11 protein-coding genes are annotated in these 13,311 nt (G+C 58.1%); 1 reads left to right on the plus strand and 10 read right to left on the minus strand.

Features of this window, described 5'->3' with window-relative positions:
- Nucleotides 1-120 precede the first annotated feature (120 nt).
- The 10 genes from RYB66_RS05605 to ffh form a co-directional block, all read right to left on the minus strand.
- A complete protein-coding gene (locus tag RYB66_RS05605) occupies nt 121-3,678 on the minus strand; it encodes an ATP-binding protein (RefSeq protein ID WP_316894027.1) in 3,558 nt (1,185 codons plus the stop codon).
- A 182-nt stretch (nt 3,679-3,860) separates the two neighbouring features.
- Nucleotides 3,861-5,270 carry a threonine synthase gene (gene thrC / locus RYB66_RS05610; protein WP_010201549.1) on the minus strand — a complete coding sequence of 470 codons (1,410 nt, stop codon included), beginning with the start codon at nt 5,268-5,270 and terminating at the stop codon, nt 3,861-3,863.
- A 98-nt stretch (nt 5,271-5,368) separates the two neighbouring features.
- The gene (locus tag RYB66_RS05615; protein ID WP_005743381.1) at nt 5,369-6,673 is read right to left on the minus strand and encodes a homoserine dehydrogenase; all 1,305 of its coding nucleotides are present in this window, start codon (nt 6,671-6,673) and stop codon (nt 5,369-5,371) included.
- Nucleotides 6,674-6,818: 145 nt separating this feature from the next.
- Nucleotides 6,819-7,559 carry a bifunctional protein-disulfide isomerase/oxidoreductase DsbC gene (dsbC, locus tag RYB66_RS05620; RefSeq protein WP_002552526.1) on the minus strand — a complete coding sequence of 247 codons (741 nt, stop codon included), beginning with the start codon at nt 7,557-7,559 and terminating at the stop codon, nt 6,819-6,821.
- A 145-nt stretch (nt 7,560-7,704) separates the two neighbouring features.
- The gene (gene xerD, locus RYB66_RS05625) at nt 7,705-8,601 is read right to left on the minus strand and encodes a site-specific tyrosine recombinase XerD (RefSeq protein WP_005778358.1); all 897 of its coding nucleotides are present in this window, start codon (nt 8,599-8,601) and stop codon (nt 7,705-7,707) included.
- A 102-nt stretch (nt 8,602-8,703) separates the two neighbouring features.
- Entirely contained in the window at nt 8,704-9,054 is a 351-nt protein-coding gene (rplS, locus tag RYB66_RS05630; protein ID WP_002552524.1) for a 50S ribosomal protein L19, read from the minus strand.
- A 44-nt stretch (nt 9,055-9,098) separates the two neighbouring features.
- Nucleotides 9,099-9,851: a tRNA (guanosine(37)-N1)-methyltransferase TrmD gene (gene trmD, locus RYB66_RS05635; RefSeq protein WP_002552523.1), complete on the minus strand. Its 753-nt coding sequence runs from the start codon at nt 9,849-9,851 to the stop codon at nt 9,099-9,101.
- A gap of 5 nt (nt 9,852-9,856) precedes the next feature.
- A complete protein-coding gene (gene rimM, locus RYB66_RS05640; protein ID WP_002552522.1) occupies nt 9,857-10,396 on the minus strand; it encodes a ribosome maturation factor RimM in 540 nt (179 codons plus the stop codon).
- 5 nt (nt 10,397-10,401) lie between these two features.
- Nucleotides 10,402-10,659, minus strand: coding sequence for a 30S ribosomal protein S16 (rpsP, locus tag RYB66_RS05645; RefSeq protein ID WP_002552521.1), 258 nt, complete (start codon nt 10,657-10,659; stop codon nt 10,402-10,404).
- A 247-nt stretch (nt 10,660-10,906) separates the two neighbouring features.
- On the minus strand, nt 10,907-12,283 hold the full coding sequence (gene ffh, locus RYB66_RS05650; protein WP_002552520.1) for a signal recognition particle protein: 1,377 nt from the start codon (nt 12,281-12,283) through the stop codon (nt 10,907-10,909).
- Between the two features lie 213 nt (nt 12,284-12,496).
- On the opposite strand from ffh, the gene RYB66_RS05655 reads away from it, so the two are divergent.
- Entirely contained in the window at nt 12,497-13,309 is an 813-nt protein-coding gene (locus RYB66_RS05655) for an inner membrane protein YpjD (protein ID WP_005743379.1), read from the plus strand.
- Nucleotides 13,310-13,311: the final 2 nt, after the last annotated feature.

Consider the following 13,311-nt stretch of genomic DNA (forward strand, 5'->3'; position numbering starts at 1 on the left):
ACGCCTACGGGAGTCAGAGCCAGCGGCTCAGGGGAACACTTACTGTAGCTCCTCCCGCACGCATGCCCCATAGGACATGTCCTAAACCCGGTAGCGATTAACGTTTTTTTTCAGCACGCATCAATCGCAAGCCGGTGCAATGTCGGGCACTGCCACCAATTGCAACTCGATATCAGCGCGCAGGCCGGTCATCGCAGCCTCCAGCGCCAGCCAGCGCTCAGGCACACTGGCCACACACTCAAGCCGCACACTTTCATCGAGCGCCGCGCACGCCTTGGCCAACGGCACTGCGTCAACCAGACTCGCCGCGCCCTTGAGCCGATGCAGGCAAGCGCTCAAGGCGTTCCAGTCATTTGCCAGCACCGCAGGCTCCAGCAAGGCGTGTTCATGCCTGAGGTTCTTCCACAACTCGCCCAACAACCGTTGCATCTGTTCCGGGTTGGCCCGGGTCATGTTTTGCAGCGTGCTGATGTCGAACGTCGGCTCACGTACCCGATCCGCCAGCTCCTGGGCCAGACGCGCCAGGGAAAGCGGTTTGATCAGCAGACCGTCCATCCCCGCCTGCTCACACCGTGCAGCCTCGTCACTCATTGCGTTAGCGGTACAGCCAATGACCGGGCAGCGCCGGCGCTGCTCTTTCTCTTCGATCTGTCGAATGGCTTCGGTCAATGCATAACCGCTGATACCCGGCATGTTGCAGTCGGTGATGACCGCATCGAACGGCTCTTCGCACCACCTCGACAGCGCAGTCTTGCCATCTTCGACAGCCACCACCTGATGGCCAAGAAACTCCAGCTGGCGGGTCAACACCAGCCGGTTGGCCGACATGTCATCGACCACCAGCAAGCGAAGGCTGCGCGTATCCACAGGTGCATCCGGGACATCGCTGGAGGGCGAAACCGGCTCGCTCACCCTGACCAGCGGCAAATCGATGTTGACCAGCGTACCCTCGCCCGGCGAGCTGTGCAGGCTGATATCGCCCTTCATCAACTGCACCAGTTGCCGGGTGATACTCAGTCCCAGCCCACTCCCGCCGTAATGGGCGGCAGTGTCATCGCTGGCCTGAATGAAGGGCTGGAATATCTGCTGTTGACGCTCTGGCTCGATACCTTCGCCACTGTCCTGGATAGCGATGCGTACGCGAGATGAGTCATCCAGCGCCGCCACCCTCAAGACGACCGACCCTTGCCGGGTGAATTTCAGGGCGTTGCCCAGGACGTTGTGCAGCACCTGACGCAGCCTCAGCGGGTCAAGCCAGTAATCGCCCTGAGCCTGTTCGGAGAATTCCAGCCGCAGTTCCAGGTCCTTTTCCCGGGCCTGCGCTGAAAAAAGCTCGATTACGCCCTCGAAAAGAGCCTGCAAGGATGTGACTGTCAATGATAACTGCATGCCGCCCGCTTCGATTCTGGCCAGATCAAGACTTTCGCCAATCAATGCCACCAGCTCCGTAGCCGAGCGATGGGCGACCTGCAAGCCTTGCGACGGTGTATGCCCCTTGCGTAAAGCGTGTACGCATTCCAGCTCCAGCAAACCGATGATTGCACCCATTGGGGTACGAATTTCATGACTCATGCTGGCCAGAAAGACACTCTTCGCCTCGTTGGCCTGAGCGGCCAGACGCATTGCTTCCTGGAGCTGCTGCTCAAGCTGCTTGCGCTCGGTGATATCGACCCAGCCGCCCAGCAACCCCTGCAGCTGTCCGTCGGCGGCGAAGAAAGGGACCGTCCATTGCCAGACGTCCATGCGTTTTCCGGACAGTTCGATGGTGCGGTCGGAAAAGACTGGCTGGTGATTTTCCAGCAAATTGAGGTAGTCGGTATGCATCTGCTCAGCCAATGCACGCGGTATCAGATTGACATCCGTAAGGCGTCGACCATTCATCTGCTCGAAACTGATGCCAAGGCTCTGCTCGTAGCTACGGTTGCAGGAAATCAGTCGTCCCTTGAGATCGCGAACATAAATCGGATTGGGGATACCATCGAACAAGGCGTGTTTGAAGGCCAGTTGGTCATTGAGCTGCCTTTCAGCCTTGAGGCGCTGGCGAATCTGCACCTTGAGGCGACTGCTCCAGACCAGTGACACCAGCCCGGTCAGTAAGGCCAGGGCCAGTACCCAGAATACCCACTGCGGTATCCGCCCCCAGAGCGAAGGCTGAGGCAGTGCCGAGCCCAGCCACTTCAAGCGGATAGAGCGCAACTCGGCCACCGGGAACTCTTCCAGCGCCTTATTCAGAATGCCCAGCAGTTCGGGCTGGGTCTTGATCACCGAAAACCTGTCGGGTGACCATTGGCCATCGACACTGCGGGCGACCTTCAGTTGCCCGGCCGGGAACAGGTAGGCACCTACTTCATTCTGAATGGTCGCGTCGGCAACACCGCTTTCCACCAGGGCGCGGGCCTGGTCGTAGGTGTCCACCAGACGCAGCTGGATCAAGGGGTGCTCGCGCCTGATCAGGTCCTCGAGCGCATGCCGGGCAGGCAGTGCCAGCACTTTACCGGCCAGACTGTCGAGCGATACTCGGGATGAGCGCTCGGAGCGCACCACGAACATCCAGCTGTTGCCTCCGAACGAATAGGTAAAGTCCAGAAACCGCCGACGCTCGGCATTTTCTGCAAGCGAGGTGTTCATCTCGGCAAGACCGGCACGCAGCACTTCAATGCTCTGCTGCGTGGAAGGCACTTCCTGATGGACAAACTGCAACCCGGTCATGCGTGAGATACGGGACAGCACATCTGCGTTCAGCCCCACCCATTGGCCATTCTTGTCTTTGTAGATGTACGGCGGATGCTGTGTGGTGGCGATGGTCACGCTCGGGTGCTTGAGCAGCCAGCGCCGCTCGGCACCGGTAAGGCGAATGCGTTGTCCCTCCACGTCAGCGCCCAGCCCCATCGTCCAGCGGCCGAGCACTTCACGACCGATCGACGGTTCAATACTGTCCAGCGCACGATTTATGAAGGTCAGCAAGCGCTGCTCATCGTCACGCACTGCAAAAGAAAACCCTACCGGAGGCAACCGGCTTTCGAACTTGATCTGCAATCCGAGATAAGGACGCAGGGCGGTGTAGGCCCGGACAATGACTTCGTTGCCGATAAAAGCGTCGACCTCGCCTTGGCTCAAGGCCTCCAGAGCACTGTAGAGGTTAGGCGCGATAATCAGCTCGCTGTCAGGATAAACGCGGTGAGCGACGTCCGAGTCGGCATAGCCATCAAGCAGCACAACCTTCTTGCCGGCCAGGCTTGGCGGCGGGCTCAGATCGTTGCCACGACCGACGACAACAGATCGGTCAGGCATGTATTCGGTTGAGAACGACAGCCCTTTCACGCCCCGCTCAAAGCCATTGGCGCTGGTCAGCAGGTCTATCTTGCCGTCGTGCAATGCCTCGATGGCCTCGTCACGCCTGGCAAACCCGGTCACCTGCACCGGAATGTTCAACTGGTCGCTGACCAACCCCAGATAGTCGGCACTGATGCCCTGATAACGGTTGCGGTCACTGGTGATATCAATCGGCTCGTAGTCGGCAATCGCAATGCCGACCCGAAGTACCTTGCGCTGATCTAGCCATGCACGATCCTGATCTGTGAGGGCCAGATCCGCTGAAGCCACGAAAGGGGCTGTCAGGGTAAACGGCAAGCTTTGCGCCGCATCGGCTGGCCCGACAAAAACCAGCGCCAACAACATGCATGCCATGCGCCATGCGCGGCCTCTCAATGTGCTGTCTGCCTCCCTGACTACGCTTTGCATGCTTGCCTGCTTCACTACAAATGACCCAACTCTATGGTTCGAAAACCAGCGAAGTTTGGCACGTAGAAACAGAAAGGCCCGCCAAGTGGCGGGCCTAAAGTTGTTACACGACGCTTCTGTCAGAGTGGTTTGCCGCGATTGCCATGCTGGCTGACAAATGCCTGTATGGCTTTCAGGTCATTTGGCAGCACAGTGCAGCGCTCGTCACGCTCGAACAAATCAGACAAATGTGCAGGTAGCTCAAGCGCTTTTCCTACACCGGCCTTCTCCACTGCCTCCGGAAACTTGACCGGATGCGCCGTACCCAGAATCACCATCGGCGTGTCCAGGCTGCGACGGCATTCGCGAGCAGCCTTCACCCCGATAGCGGTATGCGGATCAAGCAGTTCGCCGGTGCTGGCAAACACTTCAGCAATGGTCGTGCAGGTGTCCTCGTCGCTGACTGCCAGCGAATCGAACAGTTTGCGGGTTTCGGTCCAGCGCTCTTCTTCGACACTGAAACCGCCGCCCTGCCTGAACGTGCTCATCAACTCGGCAATGGCAGAACCGTTGCGACCGTGCATATCGAACAACAGGCGTTCGAAGTTCGACGACACCATGATGTCCATGGAAGGCGACAACGTAGCGTGCAGGGTTTCCTTGACGTACTGATTGCCGCTCATGAAACGGTGCAGAATATCGTTGCGGTTGGTGGCGACGATCAGTTGATTGACCGGCAGCCCCATGTTGCGTGCCAGGTAACCGGCAAAGATATCGCCGAAGTTGCCGGTCGGAACCGAGAACGATACCGAGCGCGCGGGACCGCCCAACTGCAGCGATGCATGGAAGTAGTAGACGATCTGGGCCATGATTCGCGCCCAGTTGATCGAGTTGACGGCGACCAGACGCGTGCCCTTCAGGAAGCCCTGATCGGCGAAGCTGGCCTTGACCATTTCCTGGCAGTCGTCGAAGTTGCCTTCTACTGCAATGTTGTGGATGTTGTCGCCAAAGATGGTGGTCATCTGCCGGCGCTGGACATCAGATACCCGATTGTTCGGGTGCAGAATGAAAATGTCGACGTTGTCACAGCGACGGCAGCCTTCGATGGCTGCAGAGCCGGTGTCACCCGAGGTAGCGCCGATGATCACCACACGCTCGCCACGCTTGGCCAGCACGTAGTCCAGCAAGCGGCCGAGCAATTGCAGCGCAAAGTCCTTGAACGCCAGGGTAGGACCGTGGAACAGCTCAAGTATCCACTCGTTGCCATTCAACTGACGCAACGGTGCTACCGCACTGTGGGCGAAGACACCGTAGGTCTCTTCAAGAATTTTCTTGAAATCGGCATCCGGGATGCTGCCAGCTACAAAGGGGCGCATCACCCGGAAGGCAAGTTCGTGATACGGCAAACCGGCCCAGGAAGCGATCTCTTCCTGAGTGAAGCGTGGCAGGTTTTCCGGCACATACAGACCGCCGTCGCTGGCCAGACCAGTCAACAGCACATCTTCGAAGTTCAGGGCCGGCGCCTGGCCGCGAGTACTGATATAGCGCATGGGATCAAACCTTTGGTTTGAGCTGAAAGCCTCAAGCTTCAAGCTCAAAACGACTGGCGTCTGACTTTGAGCTTGCAGCTGACGGCTCGCAGCTGATGTTAATTAAGATGTTCTACGCGAATACGAACCACCGGGCCAACCACGTCCTGAAGAGCTTCCAGGGCCTGAATGGCGTCATTGATGCGCTGCTCCACAACACGGTGTGTCAACAGGATCATCGGCACCAGACCATCGTGCTCCTCGACTTCCTTTTGCATGATCGACTCTATATTGATGCCGCGCTCGGACAGGATGCTCGCCACCTGGGCCAGCACGCCTGGGTGATCCTTTGCCTGGATGCGCAGGTAGTAGGCACTTTCACAGGCTTCGATCGGCAGAATCGGGTGCGCGGACAGCGAATCGGGCTGAAAGGCCAGATGCGGCACACGGTTTTCCGGATCGGATGTCATCGCCCGCACCACGTCCACCAGATCGGCCACCACGGAGGACGCCGTAGGCTCCATACCGGCACCGGCACCGTAGAACAGCGTCGAGCCGGACGCATCGCCATTGACCATCACCGCATTCATCACGCCGTTGACGTTGGCAATCAGGCGATCGGCCGGGATCAGCGTCGGGTGTACGCGTAGCTCGATGCCCTGGGCCGTGCTGCGTGCAACGCCCAGGTGCTTGATGCGATAGCCCAGCGCTTCAGCGTAGTTCACGTCGGCGGTGGTCAGTTTGGTGATGCCTTCGGTGTAGGCCTTGTCGAACTGCAACGGGATGCCGAAGGCAATGGAGGCCAGAATGGTCAGCTTGTGCGCTGCATCGATACCCTCAACGTCGAAGGTCGGATCGGCCTCGGCATAACCCAGCGCCTGGGCTTCGGCCAGAACATCCGGGAAGGTACGGCCCTTCTCGCGCATTTCGGTGAGGATGAAGTTTCCAGTGCCGTTGATAATGCCGGCCACCCAATTGATACGGTTTGCCGACAGCCCTTCGCGAATGGCTTTGATGACCGGGATGCCGCCAGCGACAGCTGCTTCAAAAGCAACGATTACGCCCTTTTCACGCGCTTTGGCGAAAATTTCGTTGCCGTGAACCGCGATCAGCGCCTTGTTGGCAGTCACTACGTGCTTGCCATGCTCGATGGCCTTGAGCACCAGATCACGGGCGATGCTGTAGCCACCGATCAATTCAACGACGATGTCGATTTCAGGGTTGGTCGCAACGGCAAACACATCACTGGTAGTAGGCGTACCGGCAATCTGGCAGTTGGGGTTTGGTGTACGAACCGCAATTTGCGCAACTTCGATTCCTCGCCCGGCACGGCGGGCGATCTCCTCGGCGTTACGCTGAAGTACATTGAAAGTACCGCCACCGACAGTACCCAGCCCACATATGCCTACTTTGACCGGTTTCACTGATGAACTCCCCGAAAAACAGCTGATGCTTGATCAGCCGTAAAATCCGCCGCATGTTGCCATGCGGCTACAAATGTGAAGAGGCGCCAAAAACACGGCCTCGTGTAGCGCATGCTCATATGAAGCATGCTGATGTGACAAAGCGTTATTTGGCGCCCATTGCCAGTTTGGCAACCTGAGCAGCAGGCTGATAGCCCGGAATCACCTGACCGTCGGCGAGGACAATCGCCGGGGTGCCGTTGACGCCGATCGACTGACCCAGCTCATATTGCTTGCTCACCGGATTGTCGCACTTGGCGGCCTTGATGTCCTTGCCGTCTACCATGCGGTCCATGGCGCTTTTGCGGTCCTTGGAACACCACACGGCCTGCAACTGCTCGTCACCCGGAGAACCCAGGCCTTGGCGCGGGAATGCCATGTAACGGACTTCAACGCCCATTTTGTTCAACTGCCCGACTTCTTCGTGCAGTTTGTGGCAATACGGGCAGGTAGTGTCGGTGAATACCGTGATGTGCGATTTGGTCTCGCCCACCGCCGGGTAGATCACCATTTCAGAAAGCGGAATGGCGTTGATGGTCTTGGCAATGGCCAGTCGCTCGGTCTTCTCGGTCAGGTTGACCGGCTTGCCGTTCTGCACCTGAAACAGGTAGCCCTGAACCACGAACTGGCCGTCGGCGCTGGCGTAAAGCACGCGACCGCCCTTGAGCTTCACTTCATAAAGGCCATTGAGCGGGCTCGGCGAGATGCTCTCGACCGGCAACTGCAATTCCAGCGAATCGAGGGTCTTGCGGATGGCCTGATCAGGGGCAGCATCAGCCAGGGCAGACATACTGAATGTGCCGGCCAGCAGTAAAGCGGCGGCAGCGAAAATCTGGGGCAAACGCATGGAAACTCCTATGACGACGGGCAGACTGGCGGCGGTCGAAAAAAGGGGCGCCAGCCTTGATATGCGAAACCGGCAAAGCCTACCACATAAGGCTCGCGGGGCCGACTCGGAGCGACGTAAGAAGCTTCGCAAAATACGTCGTGAGTCAACCGCGTGGATGATGCTTGGCATGCATTTCCTGCAACCGCGCCCGTGCCACATGGGTATAAATCTGGGTCGTCGAAAGATCGCTGTGTCCCAGCAACATCTGCACCACCCGCAAGTCAGCACCGTGATTAAGCAGATGGGTGGCGAAGGCATGGCGCAGGGTGTGCGGTGACAGGGATTTGCCGATGCCCGCAACCGTTGCCTGATGCTTGATGCGGTGCCAGAAGGTCTGCCGGGTCATCTGGTCGCCTCGGGTGCTGGGGAACAGTACGTCGCTGGGTTTCCCGCCCAGTAGCTCGTCGCGGGCACCGCGCAGGTAGCGCTCGACCCAGACGATGGCCTCTTCGCCCATAGGCACCAGCCGTTCCTTGCTGCCTTTGCCCATCACCCGCAGTACGCCCTGGCGCAGGTTGACCTGTTCCAGTGTCAGGCTGATCAGTTCGGTCACCCGCAGGCCGCAGGCATATAGCACTTCCAGCATGGCACGGTCACGCTCGCCGATAGCCTCACTCAGGTCGGGTGCTGCCAGCAGCGCTTCGACGTCGGCTTCGGAGAGTGACTTGGGCAATGGCTTGCCCAACTGAGGCATGTCGATCTGCAGGGTGGGATCGACGGAAATCAGCTTTTCGCGCAGCAGGTAGCGGTAGAAGCCACGTGCGCCGGACAGGAAACGCGCCGTGGAGCGCGGTTTGTAGGCATTTTCAACGCGCCACGCAAGATGATCGAGGATGACCTCGCGTCCGGCACTGGGCAGATCAACGTTGCGCTCCTGCAGCCAGCCATTGAACAACGCCAGGTCGCTGCGGTAGGAATCGCGAGTGTTATCGGACAGCCCCTTTTCAAGCCAGAGCGCATCCAGAAACCGGTCAATCAGCGGGTGGTCGATGGCAGCCATTTCAACTCAGTATGTGTGCGTGTACGCCAAAAACGAATTTTCAAACATCAGATAGCAAAAAGGCAGCCCGAAGGCTGCCTTTTTATGCATCGAAAAACTGTATCAGGACAGTTTTTCCTTGATGCGCGCTGCTTTACCGGACAGGTCACGCAGGTAGTACAGTTTGGCCTTGCGAACGTCACCGCGACGTTTCACAGCCATGCTGTCGATTTGCGGGCTGTAAGTCTGGAAAGTACGCTCAACGCCAACACCGTTGGAGATTTTACGAACAGTGAAAGCACTGTTCACGCCACGGTTACGCTTGGCGATTACAACGCCTTCGAATGCTTGCAGACGAGCGCGGTCGCCTTCCTTCACTTTAACCTGAACGACGATGGTGTCGCCTGGTGCAAAGGTAGGGATCTCTTTGGTCATCTGCTCTGCTTCGAGGGCAAGAATGATTTTGTTAGTCATGCTGGTGCTCCTAAGGTAATCCGTATGGATCGACCATCGATACGTTAACTATCGTCCCGCTCGCGGATGTATTCCGCCAGCAGCTTCTTCTCTTCTCCAGAAAGCGAGCGGCTTTCCAGAAGATCAGCGCGTCGTTCATAGGTCCGCCCAAGGGACTGCTGTAAACGCCAACGCCGGATGTGCGCGTGATTGCCACTTAGCAACACGTCGGGAACACGCTGATCCGCATACACCTCAGGTCGGGTGTAGTGCGGGCAATCCAGCAGACCGTCCGTGAAGGAATCTTCCTCCGCGGAGTCCACATGCCCTAAAGCTCCAGGCAGCAGCCGCGTAACCGCGTCAATCAGGACCATAGCCGGCAGCTCGCCACCGGAAAGAACATAGTCACCAATCGACCACTCTTCATCGACATGAGCATCAATAAAACGCTCGTCAATGCCTTCATAACGACCGGCGATGAGGATAATCGCTTCCTCCTGCGCCAGTTCGCGTACCGCAGACTGATTCAGCTGACGGCCTTGTGGCGACAGGTAAATAACCTTAGCCGCATCCCCTGCCGCTTGCCTGGCCTGAACCAGAGCATCTTCGAGGGGCTTGATCTTCATCACCATGCCAGGACCACCGCCAAATGGGCGATCATCCACAGTGTGATGGCGATCAGTGGTGTAATCCCGCGGATTCCAACAAGTCAGCTGCAACAGCCCTTGTTTCACCGCACGGCTGGTAATGCCGTATTCGCTGATGGCGGAAAACATCTCGGGAAACAGACTGATGACTTCTATGCGCAGGCTGGCCATGGCATTCAGAAGTCCGCGTCCCAATCCACCTTCATCTCGCCAGCAGCCATATCGATTGCCAACACACATTGCTCCGTATAGGGCAACAGGCGTTCACGATCATCCAGGCTACCCGCGCAGGGCTTTACAACCATTACATCGTTCGAACCGGTTTCGAGCAGGTGATCGATTTTCCCGAGCAGTTGCCCGAGTTGGTCGATGACCTTGAGGCCTTCAAGCTGGTACCAGTAGTACTCGCCATCGTCCAGATCAGGGAACAGGTTACGCGGCACGCAGATTTCGTAACCGGAGAGAAGACGAGCTTCTTCACGATCATCGAGACCTTTGAGCTTTGCTACCAGAAACTTGCTTTGCAAGCGTCCGCTGACCAGCTCCACCTGTTTCTCAACGCTGCCTTCGCGCCGAAGCGTCCAGGTTTTGTAGTCCAACAGGTTTCCAATCGGATCAGTAAAGGAAAAGACCTTCACTTCGCCGCGAACGCCATGAACCGAGTAAATCTTGCCAATGACGATCAGATCGTCGGCAGATGCAGGCGTCGCGTTCATAAGACTCAGGCCGCGGCCTTGGTCTTGTTGTGCTCTTTGAGCAGCTGGGCAACGCGCTCGGAAGTTTGTGCACCAACGCTCAACCAGTAGTTGACGCGTTCTTCGTTAACGGACAGACGGATTTCCTGACCACGGGCAACCGGGTTGAAGAAACCAACCTGTTCCTTGTGGGAACCGTCACGAGCGTTGCGGCTGTCGGTTACGGTCAAGTGGTAAAACGGGCGCTTTTTGGAGCCGCCAAGGGCAAGACGGATGGTTAGCATTGAACATCGTTCCTGTAGTCGGTGCTGCAAATCTAAGATGCACAGCGGGCATAGGTGCCCGAAAGGCCGCATATTCTAAGGAATATCCCGACTTTTGCAAATGTCTTTTTCCGGCGCCTATCGGCATGCCTTCCAGATTTGCGAGGGAGCTGTCGGTATGACAGCAGGTAAAAGCCCGCATAACGCGGGCTGACCGGGGGTCGCCCCCCGTGTGGGACGCGTGCAAAGAAGCTTGCACGCGACGCAATTACATTTTTGGCATGCCGCCGCCGGGGAGCATTCCGCCCATGCCGCGCATCATTTTTGCCATTCCGCCCTTGGCGGAGAACTTCTTCATCATCTTCTGCATCTGTTTATGCTGCTTGATCAGACGCCCGATGTCCTGCACCTGGGTACCCGAGCCCATTGCAATACGGCGCTTGCGCGAGCCGCTGATCAGGTCCGGGTCACGGCGTTCGCCAGGCGTCATCGAGTTGATGATGGCTTCCATCTGCTTGAACTGCTTCTCGGCCGCGCCCTGGGCATTGCCCATCTGCGCAAGATTGACGCCGCCGATACTTGGCAGCTTGTCCATGAGACCGCCAAGGCCACCCATGTTTTTCATTTGTTGCAGTTGATCGCGGAAGTCTTCGAGATCGAAGCCTTTGCCTTTCTTGAGCTTTTTCGCCAGTTTGTCGGCTTTATCCTTGTCGAGGGTCTGTTCAGCCTGCTCGATAAGGCTGAGCACATCGCCCATGCCAAGGATTCGCGACGCGATACGATCTGGGTGGAACGGCTCCAGCGCCTCGCTCTTCTCACCCATACCGATGAACTTGATCGGCTTGCCGGTAATTGCACGCACCGACAGGGCCGCACCACCGCGAGCATCACCGTCGACCTTGGTGAGGATCACACCGGTCAGCGGCAGTGCATCACCGAAGGCCTTGGCGGTGTTGGCCGCATCCTGACCGGTCATGGCATCGACCACGAACAGCGTTTCAGCTGGCTTGGTCGCAGCATGCAGCGCCTGAATCTCGCCCATCATCTCGACGTCGACGTGCAGACGACCGGCGGTATCGACGATGACCACGTCAATGAACTTGAGCTTGGCTTCTTTAATGGCCGCCAGGGCGATGTCGACCGGCTTCTGGCTGATATCGGAGGCGAAGAACGTCACACCGATGTCGTTGGCCAGGGTTTCAAGCTGCTTGATGGCGGCAGGACGGTAGACGTCGACCGACACAACCATCACGGTCTTCTTCTTGCGCTCTTTAAGGAAGCGCGCCAGCTTGCCAGCGGTGGTGGTTTTACCCGCACCCTGCAGGCCCGCCATGAGGATGACCGCAGGCGGCGTGACATTGAGCACCAGATCTTCGTTGGCAGCGCCCATCAGGCTTTCGAGTTCGGCCTGGACGATCTTCACGAACGCCTGGCCTGGCGTCAGGCTGCGCGACACCTCGGTGCCGACGGCGCGTTCCTTGACGTTGTTGACGAAGTCTTTGACCACCGGCAAGGCGACGTCGGCTTCAAGCAACGCCATACGCACTTCGCGCAAGGTATCTTTGATGTTGTCCTCGTTCAGCTTGGCCTTGCCAGTAACATGGCGCAGCGTCTGCGAGAGGCGGTCAGTCAGGTTTTCAAACATGCGCGATCCTTTCAGGCTCTCGTCGAACCCCGGTTGATGCGGCCCGGCCCGTAATGCAGAAATGGCGCTCGGCGAGCCTGCGGCTTGAGCAGGTCGCGGATTATAGCGAAGACTCCGCCGCACGGACACCACGCAGTCTGCTTCTGTGGTCTTTCGTGATTTGCCGGTTATATGCCAAACTCAACGTCTTTTCAGGCCCGTCCATCAGGATCTATGTCCCCTTTGCCACCCAGCCTGCTTCCCAGCCTCGCCGCCGCCGCTCTGTACGCCGCTGCGACCGTCTATCAGAGCCTGCGCCTGAGCCAGGCCGTCAAGCCCGACAAGCGGCTGCTTTGCCTGCTCGGTACGCTGGCGGTGATCGCACACGCCATCGGTCTGTTTTCCCAACTGACGCATTCCGTCGGTCTGGGTCTGGACTTTTTCAACTCGGCCAGCCTGATCGCCGCGTCAGTGATCGTTGTGACCTTGATCGCCACGTCACGCATTCCGGTGGAAAACCTGCTGGTGCTGCTGTTCCCATTGGGAATGGTGACCGTGCTGCTCGCTCAGTTCGCCCCCAGCGGCACCGTACAGCCGATCATGGAAGAACCCGGCATCCTGAGCCATATACTGCTGTCGCTACTGGCTTACGGAATGTTCACCATTGCCGTATTCCAGGCGTTGCTGTTGCTGTTGCAGGACTACCGACTCAAGCACAAGCACCCTTCCGGACTGATCAAGAACTTCCCGCCGCTGCAAACCATGGAAAGCCTTTTGTTCGGCTTCCTCTGGGCTGGCTGGACGCTGCTTTCGCTGTCGCTGATTTCCGGCTGGCTGTTCGTTGAAAACCTGTTTGCCCAGCATCTGGTGCACAAGACCCTGCTGGCTTGCCTGGCCTGGGTCGTATTCAGCGTACTGCTGTGGGGGCGCAACCGCCTTGGATGGCGAGGTCACAAAGCCATTCGCTGGACCCTGGGCGGCTTCTGCCTGCTGATGCTCGCCTACTTCGGCAGCAAGCTGGTACGCGAATTCATCCTGCACATCTGACG

The sequence above is a fragment of the Pseudomonas syringae group sp. 243L2 genome (assembly GCF_032587875.1).
Classification (GTDB): Bacteria; Pseudomonadota; Gammaproteobacteria; order Pseudomonadales; family Pseudomonadaceae; genus Aquipseudomonas; species Aquipseudomonas amygdali.